This is a genomic window from Pseudomonas fluvialis (genome assembly GCF_002835605.1).
In the GTDB taxonomy this organism is placed as follows: domain Bacteria; phylum Pseudomonadota; class Gammaproteobacteria; order Pseudomonadales; family Pseudomonadaceae; genus Aquipseudomonas; species Aquipseudomonas fluvialis.
Genome location: NZ_PIYS01000007.1, coordinates 1 through 16,549, shown reverse-complemented (window position 1 = coordinate 16,549; position 16,549 = coordinate 1). Strand labels below are relative to the sequence as shown.

13 protein-coding genes and 1 tRNA gene are annotated in these 16,549 nt (G+C 57.7%); all 14 read left to right on the top strand.

Annotated features, from left to right (window positions below):
* Positions 1 to 91: EF-Tu C-terminal domain-related protein (locus CW360_RS06075; protein ID WP_483878456.1), on the top strand; the 91-nt coding region annotated here is incomplete at its 5' end.
* 50 nt (positions 92 to 141) lie between these two features.
* Positions 142 to 217: transfer RNA gene (locus CW360_RS06070), tRNA-Trp, on the top strand.
* A 47-nt stretch (positions 218 to 264) separates the two neighbouring features.
* A complete protein-coding gene (gene secE / locus CW360_RS06065; RefSeq protein ID WP_101193089.1) occupies positions 265 to 633 on the top strand; it encodes a preprotein translocase subunit SecE in 369 nt (122 codons plus the stop codon).
* Between the two features lie 10 nt (positions 634 to 643).
* Positions 644 to 1,177, top strand: coding sequence for a transcription termination/antitermination protein NusG (nusG, locus tag CW360_RS06060; protein ID WP_101193088.1), 534 nt, complete (start codon positions 644 to 646; stop codon positions 1,175 to 1,177).
* A 116-nt stretch (positions 1,178 to 1,293) separates the two neighbouring features.
* Positions 1,294 to 1,725: a 50S ribosomal protein L11 gene (gene rplK / locus CW360_RS06055; RefSeq protein WP_101193087.1), complete on the top strand. Its 432-nt coding sequence runs from the start codon at positions 1,294 to 1,296 to the stop codon at positions 1,723 to 1,725.
* Entirely contained in the window at positions 1,725 to 2,420 is a 696-nt protein-coding gene (rplA, locus tag CW360_RS06050) for a 50S ribosomal protein L1 (protein ID WP_093986059.1), read from the top strand. The genes rplK and rplA overlap by 1 nt, the downstream gene beginning before the upstream one ends.
* Before the next feature lie 193 nt (positions 2,421 to 2,613).
* Positions 2,614 to 3,114: a 50S ribosomal protein L10 gene (rplJ, locus tag CW360_RS06045; protein WP_093986060.1), complete on the top strand. Its 501-nt coding sequence runs from the start codon at positions 2,614 to 2,616 to the stop codon at positions 3,112 to 3,114.
* A gap of 82 nt (positions 3,115 to 3,196) precedes the next feature.
* On the top strand, positions 3,197 to 3,565 hold the full coding sequence (gene rplL / locus CW360_RS06040; protein WP_093986061.1) for a 50S ribosomal protein L7/L12: 369 nt from the start codon (positions 3,197 to 3,199) through the stop codon (positions 3,563 to 3,565).
* Between the two features lie 209 nt (positions 3,566 to 3,774).
* Positions 3,775 to 7,848 carry a DNA-directed RNA polymerase subunit beta gene (gene rpoB / locus CW360_RS06035; protein WP_093986062.1) on the top strand — a complete coding sequence of 1,358 codons (4,074 nt, stop codon included), beginning with the start codon at positions 3,775 to 3,777 and terminating at the stop codon, positions 7,846 to 7,848.
* Between the two features lie 56 nt (positions 7,849 to 7,904).
* Complete coding sequence (gene rpoC / locus CW360_RS06030; protein ID WP_101193086.1) at positions 7,905 to 12,104, top strand: DNA-directed RNA polymerase subunit beta'; 4,200 nt, start codon at positions 7,905 to 7,907, stop codon at positions 12,102 to 12,104.
* 158 nt (positions 12,105 to 12,262) lie between these two features.
* Positions 12,263 to 12,634, top strand: a complete 372-nt coding sequence (gene rpsL / locus CW360_RS06025) for a 30S ribosomal protein S12 (protein WP_093986064.1) — start codon at positions 12,263 to 12,265, stop codon at positions 12,632 to 12,634.
* Positions 12,635 to 12,728: 94 nt separating this feature from the next.
* Positions 12,729 to 13,199 (top strand): 30S ribosomal protein S7, encoded by a 471-nt coding sequence (gene rpsG / locus CW360_RS06020; RefSeq protein ID WP_093986065.1) that lies wholly within the window; start codon positions 12,729 to 12,731, stop codon positions 13,197 to 13,199.
* A gap of 30 nt (positions 13,200 to 13,229) precedes the next feature.
* On the top strand, positions 13,230 to 15,353 hold the full coding sequence (gene fusA, locus CW360_RS06015; protein WP_101193085.1) for an elongation factor G: 2,124 nt from the start codon (positions 13,230 to 13,232) through the stop codon (positions 15,351 to 15,353).
* A gap of 30 nt (positions 15,354 to 15,383) precedes the next feature.
* A partial coding sequence (gene tuf, locus CW360_RS06010) for an elongation factor Tu (RefSeq protein ID WP_101193084.1) occupies positions 15,384 to 16,549 on the top strand: 1,166 nt, incomplete at its 3' end.

Sequence of the window (16,549 nt, the reverse complement as noted above, 5' to 3'; positions counted from 1 at the left end):
GCCGATCGCCATGGAAGACGGCCTGCGCTTCGCTATTCGCGAAGGTGGTCGTACCGTTGGTGCTGGCGTGGTTGCCAAAGTCATCGAGTAATCGTTGATATTGGTTCGTCAGGTCGGCATAATGGTCGGCCTGACTTATCTAGGCCAGTAGCTCAATTGGCAGAGCGGCGGTCTCCAAAACCGCAGGTTGGGGGTTCGATTCCCTCCTGGCCTGCCAAATTCCAAAATGCGAATTTGGCGTTTCTTGCAGCAGGATTTTCTTAGATGACGAGTAAAGTTGAAGGCAGCGAAAATCGCCTTGATGCCCTTAAGTGGCTGGCTGTGGCGCTCTTGGTTGCTGTTGGCGTGGTCGGGAATCAGTATTTTTCCGCTGAGCCGATTCTTTATCGTGTCCTGGTGCTGCTGGTGCTTGCTGCTGCAGCGGGCTTTCTGGCGTTTCAGACGGCGAAAGGCAAGGCCTTTGCTGTTCTGTTGAAAGAGGCGCGCGTTGAAATTCGCAAGGTGGTCTGGCCGACGCGCCAGGAAACTACCCAAACCACCATGATTGTTGTTCTGGTGGTTCTTCTTATGGCGCTGATGTTGTGGGGGCTTGACTCCCTGCTCGGCTGGCTTGTTTCTCTGATTGTTGGTTGATAGGTGCGCCGTGGCTAAGCGTTGGTACGTTGTGCATGCTTATTCGGGTTACGAAAAGCATGTCATGCGCTCGCTAATCGAGCGTGTCAAGTTAGCTGGCATGGAAGAGCAGTTCGGCGAGATTCTGGTTCCCACTGAAGAAGTGGTTGAGATGCGTAACGGCCAGAAACGCAAGAGCGAGCGCAAGTTCTTCCCGGGCTATGTTCTTGTGCAGATGGAGATGAGCGAGGGTACTTGGCACTTGATCAAGGATACGCCTCGTGTCATGGGTTTTATTGGTGGTACGGCTGATAAGCCTGCGCCGATTACCGAGAAGGAGGCTGAGGCCATCCTTCGTCGTGTGGCGGATAGCGGTGATAAGCCTAAACCCAAAACGCTGTTTGAGCCGGGTGAGACGGTTCGAGTGGTTGATGGTCCCTTCGCTGATTTCAATGGCGTTGTTGAGGAAGTCAACTATGAGAAAAGCCGTATTCATGTGGCTGTGATTATTTTTGGTCGCTCCACGCCGGTTGAGCTGGAGTTCAGTCAGGTCGAAAAGGTCTGACCATGTAATCCCGCGCCCCGCAGTCTTTTGGCTGCGGGGCTTTGTTGTCACTGGGATAAACCCAAAAAAGAGAGTGGGGAGCCTTTGGGCGCTTGAACCCATAATTGGAGTGTTAAATGGCTAAGAAAATCCAAGCTTACATCAAGCTTCAGGTTAAGGCCGGTCAGGCCAATCCGTCGCCGCCCGTTGGCCCTGCGCTGGGTCAGCATGGCGTGAATATCATGGAGTTCTGCAAGGCCTTCAATGCCCGTACTCAGGGTATGGAAGCCGGTCTGCCGACCCCGGTAATCATCACTGTATACAGTGATCGTAGCTTCACTTTCGAAACCAAGAGCACTCCGGCAGCTGTATTGCTGAAGAAAGCCGCTGGTATCGCCAGTGGTTCTGCGCGCCCGAACACCCAGAAAGTGGGTACCGTTACCCGTGCTCAGCTGGAAGAGATTGCCAAGACCAAGCAGGCTGATCTGACTTCTGCTGACCTCGATGCAGCTGTGCGTACTATCGCCGGTTCTGCTCGCAGCATGGGCCTGAACGTGGAGGGTGTGTAATGGCTAAGTTGACCAAGCGCCAAAAGGCTATCGCTGAGAAAGTGGTGGCTGGCAAGCAATACGCTTTTGTCGAGGCCGCCGCTCTGCTGGCTGAGCTGTCGACCATCAAGTTCAAAGAGTCGGTAGATATTGCCTTCAACCTCGGTGTTGATCCGCGCAAGTCTGACCAGGTCGTTCGCGGCGCCACCGTGCTGCCCAATGGTACTGGCAAGACTGTTCGTGTTGCCGTGTTTACTCAGGGCCCGGGCGTTGAAGCTGCTCTGGCTGCTGGTGCAGACAAGGTTGGTATGGATGATCTGGCTGCCGAAATGAAGGCCGGTGATCTGAACTATGACGTGGTCATTGCTTCTCCGGATGCCATGCGTGTAGTCGGTCAGTTGGGTCAGGTTCTTGGTCCGCGTGGTCTGATGCCGAACCCGAAAGTAGGCACTGTGACTCCTGACGTCGCTACTGCGGTCAAGAATGCTAAGGCTGGTCAGGTACGCTTCCGTACCGACAAGAACGGTATCGTGCACGCCTCCGTAGGCAAGGTTGATTTCGAGCCGACCAAGCTGAAGGAAAACGTCGAAGCACTGTTGGCTGATCTGAAGCGCCTGAAGCCGTCCACCTCCAAAGGTGTGTATGTCAAGCGTATTACCCTGAGCACCACCATGGGTCCGGGTCTGCAGATCGATCAGGCTTCTCTGGAAGCCTAAGTGATAAGGGGTGAAGGCTAGCCTTCACCCCAACTATTGGGGTCCCTGCCTGGCGGGGGCTATCCAAGACCGTAGGTGACGTAAGTCTTAAACCATTGCCTACGCAGATGGTGCTCCCGATTCCTTACCGAATCAGACACCAAAACGACGCCAAGCCTGGCTTGGCGAAACGGTAACATCCAGGAGTAAACCCGTGGCAATTAAACTCGAAGACAAGAAGGCCATCGTCGCTGAAGTCAACGAGGCTGCCAAAGCTGCCCTGTCCGCTGTCGTGGCTGATGCCCGTGGCGTGACCGTAGGTGCTATGACCGGACTCCGTAAAGAGGCCCGCGAAGCTGGTGTGTACGTAAAAGTCGTACGTAACACCCTGCTCAAGCGCGCCGTTGAAGGCACTGATTTTGAAGTGCTCAACGACGTGTTCAAAGGCCCGACCCTGGTTGCCTTCTCCAACGAACATCCGGGCGCTGCTGCCCGTATTTTCAAGGAGTTTGCCAAGGGTCAGGACAAGTTCGAGATCAAGGCAGCTGCGTTTGAAGGCAAGTTCATTGCAGCCAATCAGATCGACGTACTGGCAACTCTGCCGACCTACGACGAAGCCGTTGCACAGCTGATGAGCGTGATTCAAGGCGCTACCAGCAAGCTGGCTCGTACTCTGGCGGCTATTCGCGACCAGAAAGAAGGCGCTGCTGCCTGATTCAGGCATCTCACCTCTTTCAACGTTATTTGTTTAATTTGATGGCCGCGAAGGCTGTCACCCCAATACAGGAATTAGAGTCATGGCTCTGACCAACGAAGACATCATCAACGCCGTATCCGAAATGTCCGTCATGCAGATCGTTGAACTGATCAAGGCGATGGAAGAGAAGTTCGGCGTTACCGCCGCTGCTGCTGTTGCAGCTGGCCCGGCTGTTGCCGCTGCCGCTGTTGAAGAGCAGACCGAGTTCACCATCTTCCTGGCTGACGCTGGCGACAAGAAAGTGAACGTGATCAAGGCAGTTCGCGAACTGACTGGTCTGGGTCTGAAAGAAGCCAAGGCAGTTGTCGATGGCGCCCCGGGCGTTGTCAAAGAAGGCGTTTCGAAAGAAGAAGCCGAAGCTGCCAAGAAGGCCCTGGAAGAAGCAGGCGCCAAAGTCGAGCTCAAGTAAGCGACGACCTTGCGTCTACAGCCCGCGCGTTAAGCAACAGGCTGACGGCTGGTGGCAATTGCCACCGGCCTTTTTCCGTTCTAGGCCGTACCTGGCTGTAAACGGAATACCCACCGGAAAGGTGGCGCAGGCCGTAGGGCTTGCACGATTTTCTGGTAGCCGCCGCCGGCGGCTGCCAAACAAGCAGGTGACCAAGCTGGGGAACGCTGATGGCTTACTCATATACTGAGAAAAAACGTATCCGCAAGGACTTTAGCAAGTTGCCGGACGTTATGGATGTGCCTTACCTCCTGGCCATCCAACTGGATTCGTACCGTGAATTCTTGCAGCAAGGCGTGAGCAAGGAGCAGATCCGCGACATCGGCCTGCATGCGGCCTTCAAGTCCGTATTCCCGATCATCAGCTACTCCGGTAACGCTGCCCTGGAATATGTCGGCTACCGTCTGGGCGAGCCGGCCTTTGACGTCAAGGAATGCGTGTTGCGCGGCGTGACCTTTGCGGTGCCGCTGCGAGTCAAGGTGCGCCTGATCATTTTCGACAAAGAGTCGTCGAACAAAGCGATCAAGGACATCAAAGAGCAAGAAGTTTACATGGGCGAAATTCCGCTCATGACCGAGAACGGTACCTTCGTCATCAATGGTACCGAGCGGGTGATCGTTTCCCAGCTGCACCGTTCTCCGGGTGTGTTCTTCGACCACGACCGTGGCAAGACCCATAGCTCGGGCAAGCTGCTGTATTCCGCGCGCATCATTCCCTATCGTGGTTCCTGGCTGGACTTTGAGTTTGATGCCAAGGACTGCGTTTTCGTGCGTATCGACCGTCGTCGCAAACTGCCTGCCTCGGTTTTGTTGCGCGCGCTTAACTATGGCACCGAAGAGATTCTCACGAATTTTTACGATACCAACGTATTCCATGTCGAAGGTGAGCGCCTCAAGCTGGAGCTGGTTCCCCAGCGCCTGCGCGGTGAAATTGCGGCCTTTGATATTCAGGATGAAAAGGGCAAGGTCATTGTCGAACAGGGCCGTCGTATCACGGCGCGTCATATCAACCAGATCGACAAGGCCGGCATCAAGGAGCTGGAAGTCCCGCTGGAATATGTGCTCGGCCGTACTATTGCCAAGGCGATTGTGCATCCGGCAACTGGCGAGATCATTGCCGACTGCAATGCTGAACTGACCACGGATCTGCTGGCCAAGATTGTCAAAGCCCAGGTCGTGCGCATCGAGACGCTGTACACCAACGATATCGATTGTGGTCCGTTCATCTCCGACACACTGAAGATCGACTCCACCAGCAACCAGCTGGAAGCGTTGGTCGAAATCTATCGCATGATGCGTCCTGGTGAGCCGCCGACCAAGGATGCCGCCGAGACCCTTTTCAACAACCTGTTCTTCAGTGCCGAGCGTTACGACCTGTCGGCTGTTGGCCGCATGAAGTTCAACCGTCGTATCGGTCGCACCGAGATCGAAGGTTCGGGCGTGCTGAGCAAGGAAGACATCGTCGACGTTTTGAAGACTCTGGTAGCCATCCGTAACGGTAAAGGCATCGTCGATGACATCGACCACCTGGGTAACCGTCGCGTACGTTGTGTCGGCGAAATGGCCGAGAACCAGTTCCGTGTCGGCCTGGTGCGTGTCGAGCGCGCGGTCAAGGAACGTCTGTCGATGGCCGAAAGCGAAGGCCTGATGCCGCAGGACCTGATCAACGCCAAGCCGGTTGCCGCGGCGGTGAAGGAGTTCTTCGGTTCCAGCCAGCTTTCGCAGTTCATGGACCAGAACAACCCGCTCTCCGAGATCACCCACAAGCGTCGTGTTTCCGCGCTTGGCCCAGGTGGTCTGACTCGTGAGCGTGCCGGCTTCGAAGTCCGTGACGTACACCCGACCCACTACGGTCGCGTGTGCCCGATTGAGACCCCTGAAGGTCCGAACATCGGTCTGATCAACTCGCTGGCCGCCTACGCCCGCACCAACCAGTACGGCTTCCTGGAAAGTCCGTACCGTGTGGTCAAGGAAGGCAAGGTCACTGACGAAATCGTCTTCCTGTCTGCTATCGAAGAAGCCGATCACGTGATCGCTCAGGCCTCCGCGACCCTGAACGACAAGGGTGAGCTGGTCGACGAGCTGGTGGCAGTACGTCACCTCAACGAATTTACCGTGAAGGCGCCGGAAGACGTCACCCTGATGGACGTCTCGCCCAAGCAGGTTGTCTCGGTTGCTGCTTCCCTGATTCCGTTCCTCGAGCACGACGACGCCAACCGCGCCCTCATGGGGTCGAACATGCAGCGTCAGGCTGTGCCGACCCTGCGTGCCGACAAGCCGCTGGTGGGTACCGGCATGGAGCGCAACGTTGCTCGTGACTCCGGCGTTTGCGTCGTGGCCCGTCGTGGTGGTGTGATCGACTCCGTCGACGCTAGCCGCATCGTGGTGCGTGTCAACGATGACGAAGTCGAAACAGGCGAAGCCGGTGTCGATATCTACAACCTGACCAAGTACACCCGCTCCAACCAGAACACCTGCATCAACCAGCGTCCGCTGGTACAGAAGGGTGATCAGGTGGCGCGCGGCGACATCATGGCTGACGGCCCGTCCACCGACATGGGTGAGCTGGCGCTGGGTCAGAACATGCGCGTCGCGTTCATGCCGTGGAACGGCTTCAACTTCGAAGACTCCATCTGCCTGTCCGAGCGCGTGGTTCAGGAAGATCGTTTCACCACCATCCATATCCAGGAGCTGACCTGTGTCGCCCGGGATACCAAGCTGGGTGCTGAAGAGATCACCGCGGACATTCCCAACGTGGGTGAAGCTGCGCTGAACAAGCTCGACGAAGCAGGCATTGTCTATGTCGGTGCCGAGGTTGGTCCGGGCGATATCCTAGTTGGTAAGGTCACCCCGAAAGGCGAAACCCAGCTGACCCCGGAAGAGAAGCTGCTGCGTGCGATCTTCGGTGAGAAGGCGTCTGATGTGAAGGACACCTCCCTGCGTGTGCCGACCGGCACCAAGGGTACTGTGATTGATGTGCAGGTGTTCACCCGTGACGGCGTTGAGCGTGACAGCCGCGCGCTGTCCATCGAAAAGCAGCAGCTTGACGAGATCCGCAAGGACCTCAACGAAGAGTTCCGCATTGTTGAAGGTGCCACCTTCGAGCGTCTGCGTTCAGCGCTGGTTGGTGCCAAGGCAGAAGGCGGTGCCGGTCTGAAGAAAGGCGCGGTCATCACCGATGAGTTCCTCGACGGCCTTGAGCGTGGTCAGTGGTTCAAGCTGCGTATGGCCGACGATGCGCTCAACGAGCAGTTGGAGAAGGCGCAGGCCTACATCTCCGACCGCCGTCAGTTGCTCGACGACAAGTTCGAAGACAAGAAGCGCAAGCTGCAGCAGGGCGACGATCTGGCGCCGGGCGTACTGAAGATCGTCAAGGTCTACCTGGCTATCAAGCGTCGTATCCAGCCGGGCGACAAGATGGCCGGTCGTCACGGTAACAAGGGTGTGGTCTCGGTGATCATGCCGGTCGAAGACATGCCGCATGATGCCAATGGCACACCGGTCGACATCGTCCTCAACCCGCTGGGCGTACCCTCGCGTATGAACGTCGGACAGATCCTCGAAACCCACCTGGGCCTGGCGGCCAAGGGCCTAGGCGAGAAGATCAACCGTATGCTTGAAGAGCAGCGCAAGGTCGCTGAACTGCGCAAGTTCCTCACCGAGATCTACAACGAGATCGGTGGCCGCCAGGAAAACCTCGAGTCCTTCTCCGATAACGAGATCCTCGAACTGGCGAAGAACCTCAAGGGCGGTGTGCCGATGGCTACTCCGGTCTTCGACGGTGCCAAGGAGAGCGAGATCAAGGCCATGTTGAAGCTGGCCGATCTGCCGGAAAGCGGCCAGATGCGCCTGTTCGACGGCCGTACCGGTAATCAGTTTGAGCGTCCGACCACCGTCGGCTACATGTACATGCTCAAGCTGAACCACCTGGTCGACGACAAGATGCACGCCCGTTCCACCGGTTCCTACAGCCTGGTTACCCAGCAGCCGCTGGGTGGTAAGGCGCAGTTCGGTGGTCAGCGCTTCGGGGAGATGGAGGTCTGGGCGCTGGAAGCCTATGGCGCCGCCTACACCCTGCAGGAAATGCTGACCGTGAAGTCGGACGACGTGAACGGCCGGACCAAGATGTACAAGAACATCGTGGACGGCGATCACCGCATGGAGGCCGGCATGCCCGAGTCCTTCAACGTGCTGATCAAAGAGATCCGCTCGCTCGGTATCGACATCGAACTGGAAACCGAATAACACGTTCTGCTGCGGCCGCGCTGACGGCCGCAGCAGGTCCGTGAGGAGGAAAGGCCTTGAAAGACTTGCTTAATCTGTTGAAAAACCAGGGTCAAATCGAAGAGTTCGATGCCATTCGTATCGGCCTGGCTTCGCCCGAGATGATTCGTTCCTGGTCCTTCGGCGAAGTGAAAAAGCCGGAAACCATCAACTACCGTACCTTCAAGCCGGAGCGCGATGGCCTGTTCTGCGCCAAGATCTTTGGCCCGGTGAAGGACTATGAGTGCCTGTGCGGCAAGTACAAGCGCCTCAAGCACCGTGGCGTGATCTGCGAGAAGTGCGGCGTGGAAGTGGCGCTGGCCAAGGTGCGTCGCGAGCGCATGGGCCACATCGAGCTGGCTTCGCCGGTCGCCCACATCTGGTTCCTCAAGTCGCTGCCGTCGCGTATCGGCCTGCTGTTGGACATGACCCTGCGTGACATCGAACGCGTGCTCTATTTCGAGAGCTACGTGGTGATCGATCCGGGCATGACCACCCTGGAGAAGGGCCAGCTGCTCAACGACGAACAGTACTTTGAAGCCCTTGAAGAGTTCGGTGACGACTTCGACGCGCGCATGGGTGCTGAAGCGGTACGCGAGCTGCTGCTGGCGATCGACCTGGATCACGAGATTTCCCGTCTGCGCGAGGAAATCCCGCAGACCAATTCGGAAACCAAGATCAAGAAGCTGTCCAAGCGCCTGAAGCTGATGGAAGCCTTCAAGGACTCCGGCAACCATCCAGAGTGGATGGTGCTGACTGTCCTGCCGGTGTTGCCGCCGGACCTGCGTCCGCTGGTTCCGCTGGATGGCGGCCGCTTCGCGACTTCCGATCTGAACGATCTGTATCGCCGCGTGATCAACCGTAACAACCGCCTGAAGCGCCTGCTCGATCTGTCGGCGCCGGACATCATCGTGCGCAACGAAAAGCGCATGCTGCAGGAAGCGGTCGACGCCCTGCTCGACAACGGTCGTCGCGGTCGCGCCATCACTGGCTCGAACAAGCGTCCGCTGAAGTCGCTGGCCGACATGATCAAAGGTAAGCAAGGCCGCTTCCGTCAGAACCTGCTCGGTAAGCGCGTGGACTACTCCGGCCGTTCGGTAATTACTGTGGGTCCGACCCTGCGTCTGCACCAGTGCGGTCTGCCGAAGAAGATGGCCCTCGAGCTGTTCAAACCGTTCATTTTCGGCAAGCTGGAAATGCGCGGTATGGCCACTACCATCAAGGCGGCCAAGAAGATGGTCGAGCGCGAGCTGCCCGAGGTGTGGGACGTTCTCGCTGAAGTGATTCGCGAACATCCCGTACTGCTCAACCGCGCACCGACCCTGCACCGTCTGGGCATCCAGGCGTTCGAGCCGGTGCTGATCGAAGGTAAAGCGATCCAGCTGCACCCGCTGGTTTGTGCCGCGTACAACGCCGACTTCGACGGTGACCAGATGGCCGTACACGTGCCGCTGACGCTGGAAGCCCAGCTGGAAGCGCGCGCGCTGATGATGTCGACCAACAACGTGCTGTCGCCTGCCAACGGTGAGCCGATCATCGTGCCGTCGCAGGACGTGGTACTGGGTCTGTACTACATGACCCGTGAAGCGGTGAACGCCAAGGGTGAAGGTCGCGTGTTTGCCGACCTGCAGGAAGTCGACCGGGTGTTCCGCGCCGGTGAGGCTTCGCTGCATGCCAAGGTCAAGGTGCGCATCAACGAGACCGTCAAGCAGAAGGACGGCAGCCTGGTCAAGAACACCCGTATCGTCGACACCACCGTCGGCCGTGCGCTGCTGTTCCAGATCGTCCCGGCCGGCCTGTCGTTCGACGTGGTCAACCAGTCGATGAAGAAGAAGGCGATTTCCAAACTGATCAACCAGTGCTACCGCACGGTGGGTCTGAAGGACACTGTGATCTTCGCCGACCAGCTGATGTACACCGGTTTCGCCTACTCGACCATCTCCGGTGTGTCGATCGGCGTGAACGACTTCGTCATCCCGGATGAGAAGGCGCGCATCATCGACGCCGCCACCGAGGAAGTGAAGGAAATCGAATCGCAGTACGCCTCCGGCCTGGTCACCCAGGGCGAGAAGTACAACAAGGTGATCGACCTGTGGTCGAAAGCCAACGACGAAGTGTCCAAGGCGATGATGGCCAACCTCTCGAAAGAGAAGGTGGTCGACCGCGAGGGCAAGACCGTCGAACAGGAGTCCTTCAACTCCATGTACATGATGGCCGACTCGGGGGCGCGTGGTAGTGCTGCGCAGATCCGTCAGCTGGCCGGTATGCGTGGCCTGATGGCCAAGCCGGACGGTTCGATCATCGAGACGCCGATCACCGCGAACTTCCGTGAAGGTCTGAACGTACTGCAGTACTTCATCTCCACGCACGGTGCGCGTAAAGGTCTGGCGGATACCGCACTGAAGACCGCCAACTCCGGTTACCTGACCCGTCGTCTGGTCGATGTGGCGCAGGATCTGGTGGTGACCGAGATCGATTGCGGCACCGAGCACGGCCTGCTGATGACTCCGCATATCGAAGGCGGCGATGTGGTCGAGCCGCTCGGTGAGCGCGTGCTGGGCCGTGTTATCGCCAAGGATGTGTTCAAGCCGGGCAGCGATGAAGTCATCGTGCCGGCCGGTACTCTGGTTGACGAGAAGTGGGTCGAGTTCATCGAGCGCAACAGTATCGATGAGGTGGTCGTGCGTTCGCCGATCACCTGTGAAACCCGCTTTGGTATCTGTGCCAAGTGCTACGGTCGCGATCTGGCACGTGGTCATCAGGTCAACATCGGTGAAGCGGTCGGCGTCATTGCTGCCCAGTCCATCGGTGAGCCGGGCACCCAGCTGACCATGCGTACCTTCCACATTGGTGGTGCCGCCAGCCGTACCTCGGCTGCCGATAGCGTCCAAGTGAAGAATGGCGGAGCGATCCGTCTGCACAACCTCAAGCACGTCGAGCGCGTGGACGGCAACCTGGTCGCGGTTTCCCGCTCTGGTGAGCTGGCGGTGGCCGATGAGTTTGGCCGTGAGCGTGAACGCTACAAGCTGCCTTACGGTGCCGTTATTTCCGTGAAGGAAGGCGACAAGGTCGACGCCGGTGCCATCGTGGCCAAGTGGGATCCGCACACCCACCCGATCGTCAGTGAGATGAAAGGTACAGTGACCTTCGTTGGCATGGAGGAAGGCATCACCATCAAGCGTCAGACCGACGAACTGACCGGTCTGACCAACATCGAAGTGCTTGATCCGAAGGATCGTCCGGCGGCTGGCAAGGATATTCGTCCTGCCCTGAAGCTGGTCGATGCCAATGGCAAGGAATTGCTGTTGCCAGGTACCGACGTACCGGCCCAGTACTTCCTGCCGGCAAACGCCCTGGTTGGCGTGGCTGACGGTGCACAGATCGGTGTCGGTGACGTCATCGCGCGTATCCCGCAGGAAACTTCGAAGACCCGCGACATCACCGGTGGTCTGCCGCGTGTTGCCGACCTGTTCGAGGCGCGTCGCCCGAAAGAGGCGTCGATCCTCGCGGAAATCAGCGGCACCATCAGCTTCGGCAAAGAGACCAAGGGCAAGCGCCGTCTGGTCATCACACCGACCGATGGCAGCGATCCGTACGAGGAGCTGATTCCGAAGTGGCGTCACCTCAACGTCTTCGAAGGCGAACAGGTGAACAAGGGTGAAGTGATTTCCGACGGTCCGAGCGACCCGCACGACATCCTGCGTCTGCTGGGTGTGAGTGCGCTGGCCAAGTACATCGTCAACGAGATCCAGGACGTTTACCGCCTGCAGGGCGTGAAGATCAACGACAAGCACATCGAAACCATCCTGCGTCAGATGCTGCGCAAGGTTGAGGTGAGCGAGTCGGGCGATTCCAGCTTCATCAAGGGTGATCAGGTCGAGCTGACTTCTGTATTGGGCGAAAACGAGCGCCTGGCTGCGGAAGACAAGTTCATCGCCAAGTACACCCGTGTGCTGTTGGGTATCACCAAGGCTTCGCTGTCGACTGAGTCGTTCATCTCCGCGGCGTCCTTCCAGGAAACCACTCGCGTGCTTACCGAGGCGGCTGTCACCGGCAAGCGTGATTACCTGCGTGGTCTGAAGGAAAACGTGGTGGTGGGTCGTCTGATTCCTGCCGGTACCGGTCTGGCCTATCATGCCGAGCGCAAGCGTAAGCGTGATGCCGACAAACCTGTGCGTGTCAGCGCCAGTGAGGTGGAAGCCGCACTGACCGAAGCGCTGAACTCCGGGGATAATTGAGTGCATGGCCCGGGTGAGCAATCGCCCGGGCTTTGCCTTGACGGGGGCGGGTAGTCTCTTTAGACTCATGCACCCCTAAATTTGGCAGGGCATGTTGCTCTGCCATTTTGCTTTACCCGTAAAGCAATAGCGTCGAAAGACAACAGTGGAGCTTATAGATGGCAACGATTAACCAGCTGGTGCGTCAGCCGCGCAAGCGCATCGTCGAAAAATCCGACGTGCCTGCGCTGCAGAACTGCCCGCAGCGTCGTGGCGTGTGCACTCGCGTATACACCACTACGCCGAAAAAACCCAACTCGGCACTGCGTAAGGTCTGCCGTGTGCGCCTGACCAATGGTTACGAAGTTTCTTCGTACATCGGCGGTGAAGGCCACAACCTGCAGGAGCACAGCGTCGTGCTGATCCGTGGCGGTCGTGTAAAAGACCTTCCGGGTGTGCGTTATCACACCGTGCGTGGTTCGCTGGATACCACCGGTGTTAAAGACCGTAAGCAGGGTCGTTCCAAGTACGGTACCAAGCGTCCGAAGTAATTCGCGCGCAACCGTTTTTTCTTTTTATTGAGTCGATAAGAGTAAGGTCGGGCACAGTCCCGGGCTAACCTGAAGACCGTTTGAGGGCTTATCAATGCCAAGACGTCGTGTAGCAGCCAAGCGTGAGATTCTGGACGATCCGAAGTACGGAAGTCAGCTTCTCGCCAAATTCATGAACCACGTGATGGAAAGCGGCAAGAAGGCCGTTGCCGAGCGCATCGTTTACGGTGCTCTGGAAACCGTCAAAGCACGCAAGAACAGCGATCCCCTGGAGATCTTCGAGAAAGCTCTCGACGCCATCGCTCCGCTGGTCGAAGTAAAGTCCCGCCGTGTCGGCGGTGCTACCTACCAGGTTCCGGTCGAAGTTCGTCCGTCCCGTCGTAACGCCCTGGCTATGCGCTGGCTGGTGGACTACGCGCGCAAGCGCGGTGAGAAGTCCATGGCTCTGCGCCTCGCTGGCGAGCTGCTGGATGCCGCTGAAGGCAAAGGCGCCGCGGTGAAGAAGCGTGAAGACGTGCACCGTATGGCCGAGGCCAACAAGGCCTTCTCGCACTACCGCTTCTAATTTCAGCGTCATTAACTTCGCGAGGGCTTTATGGCTCGTACTACCCCAATCAATCGCTACCGGAACATCGGTATCTGTGCCCACGTTGACGCGGGCAAGACCACCACGACCGAGCGTGTACTGTTTTATACCGGCGTAAACCACAAGCTGGGTGAAGTGCATGATGGCGCGGCTACTACCGACTGGATGGTGCAGGAGCAGGAACGTGGTATTACCATCACTTCCGCTGCTGTAACCACTTTCTGGCAGGGCTCGCGCAGTCAGTTCCCGGACAAGTACCGTGTCAACGTAATCGATACCCCCGGTCACGTGGACTTCACCATCGAAGTAGAGCGTTCGCTGCGTGTACTCGATGGTGCCGTCGTGGTGTTCTGTGGTACCTCCGGTGTGGAGCCGCAGTCGGAAACCGTATGGCGCCAAGCCAACAAGTACGGTGTGCCGCGTATCGTCTACGTCAACAAAATGGACCGTCAGGGCGCCAACTTCCTGCGTGTGGTTGAGCAGATCAAGAAGCGTCTGGGGCATACCCCGGTTCCGGTTCAATTGGCCATTGGCGCAGAAGAAAACTTCGCCGGGCAGATCGATCTGCTGAAGATGAAGGCGATCTACTGGAACGACGAAGACAAGGGCATGACCTACCGCGAGGAAGAGATTCCCGCGGAGCTGCAGGACCTGGCCGAAGAGTATCGCTCCAACATGGTCGAGGCTGCAGCCGAAGCCAATGAGGAGCTGATGAACAAGTATCTCGAAGAGGGCGATCTGTCCGTCGAAGAGATCAAGGCTGGTCTGCGTCAGCGTACCCTGGCCTGTGAAATCGTTCCGGCAGTTTGTGGTTCTTCGTTCAAGAACAAGGGTGTTCCTCTGGTTCTCGATGCCGTAATCGACTACTTGCCTGCGCCTGACGAAGTCGAAGCCATCAAGGGTGTGCACCCGGATGATGACGAGAAGGTCGACAGCCGCAAGTCCAGTGACGATGAGCCGTTCGCGGCGCTGGCGTTCAAGATCGCTACCGACCCCTTCGTTGGTACGCTGACCTTCGTTCGCGTGTATTCCGGTGTGCTGTCTTCTGGCGACTCGGTGATCAACTCGGTCAAGGGCAAGAAAGAGCGCGTTGGTCGTATGGTGCAGATGCACGCCAACCAGCGTGAAGAAATCAAGGAAGTGCGCGCGGGCGATATCGCTGCCCTGATCGGCATGAAGGATGTCACCACCGGTGATACCTTGTGTGATCTGGACAAGCAGATCGTTCTCGAGCGCATGGACTTCCCGGAGCCCGTGATTCACGTGGCTGTCGAGCCGAAGACCAAGGCTGACCAGGAGAAAATGGGTATCGCTCTGGGCAAGCTGGCTCAGGAAGACCCGTCGTTCCGCGTCAAGACCGACGAAGAGTCCGGCCAGACCATCATTGGTGGTATGGGCGAGCTGCACCTGGACATCATTGTCGATCGCATGAAGCGTGAATTCGGCGTAGATGCCAACATCGGTAAGCCGCAGGTTGCCTACCGTGAAACCATCTCCAAGGACAATGTCGAGATCGAAGGCAAGTTCGTTCGTCAGTCCGGTGGTCGTGGTCAGTTCGGTCACTGCTGGATTCGCTTCTCGACTCCGGATGTGGACGACAAGGGCAATATCACCGAAGGTCTGGTGTTCACCAACGAAGTCGTGGGTGGTGTGGTTCCGAAGGAATACATTCCGGCCATTCAGAAAGGTATCGAAGAGCAGATGAAGAACGGCGTCGTTGCCGGTTATCCGCTGATCGGCCTGAAGGCTTCGGTGTTCGATGGTTCCTACCACGATGTGGACTCCAACGAAATGGCGTTCAAGATCGCTGCTTCCATGGCGACCAAGCAACTGGCCCAGAAGGGCGGTGGTAAGCTGCTTGAGCCGATCATGAAGGTAGAAGTAGTGACCCCCGAGGACTACATGGGCGACGTGATGGGTGACCTGAACCGTCGTCGCGGTCTGATCCAGGGTATGGAAGACTCGGTGTCCGGCAAGGTTATCCGTGCCGAAGTACCGCTGGGCGAGATGTTTGGTTACGCTACCGACGTTCGCTCCATGTCCCAGGGTCGCGCGAGCTACTCCATGGAGTTCTCCAAGTACGCAGAAGCTCCGTCGAACATCGTCGAAGCGCTGGTTAAAAAACAAGGCTAATTCCGCCCTTTAAGTAAGAGGTTTACTGTCGTGGCTAAGGAAAAATTTGAACGTAACAAACCGCACGTCAACGTTGGCACCATTGGTCACGTTGACCATGGCAAGACCACTCTGACTGCTGCTCTGACCCGCGTGTGCTCCGAAGTATTCGGTTCCGCCAAGGTTGACTTCGACAAGATCGACAGCGCCCCGGAAGAGAAGGCTCGCGGTATCACCATCAACACTGCTCACGTAGAGTATGACTCCGAGACTCGTCACTACGCGCACGTTGACTGCCCGGGTCACGCTGACTATGTGAAGAACATGATCACCGGTGCTGCCCAGATGGACGGTGCGATCCTGGTTTGCTCGGCTGCCGACGGCCCCATGCCGCAGACTCGTGAGCACATCCTGCTGTCCCGTCAGGTAGGCGTTCCGTACATTGTCGTGTTCCTGAACAAGGCCGACATGGTGGATGACGCTGAGTTGTTGGAGCTGGTCGAGATGGAAGTTCGCGACCTGCTGTCCACCTATGATTTCCCGGGTGATGACACTCCGATCGTGATCGGTTCCGCGCTGATGGCTCTGAACGGTCAGGACGACAACGAAATGGGTACCACTGCCGTGAAGAAGCTGGTCGAGACTCTCGACAGCTACATTCCGGAGCCGGTGCGTGCCATTGATAAGCCGTTCCTGATGCCGATCGAAGACGTGTTCTCGATCTCCGGTCGTGGCACCGTGGTAACCGGTCGTGTTGAGCGTGGCATTGTCAAAATCCAGGAAGAGATCGAAGTGGTTGGCCTGCGTCCGACCCTGAAGACCACCTGTACTGGTGTTGAAATGTTCCGCAAGCTGCTCGACGAAGGTCGTGCGGGTGAGAACTGTGGCGTACTGCTGCGCGGTACCAAGCGTGATGAAGTTGAGCGTGGTCAGGTTCTGGCCAAGCCGGGCACCATCAAGCCGCACACCAAGTTCGAAGCAGAAGTGTACGTGCTGTCCAAGGAAGAAGGTGGTCGTCACACCCCGTTCTTCAAGGGCTACCGTCCGCAGTTCTACTTCCGTACCACTGACGTAACCGGTTCGTGCGAACTGCCGGAAGGTGTTGAGATGGTAATGCCGGGCGACAATATCAAAATGGTTGTCACCCTGATCAAGCCGATCGCCATGGAAGACGGCCTGCGCTTCGCTATTCGCGAAGGTGGTCGTACCGTTGGTGC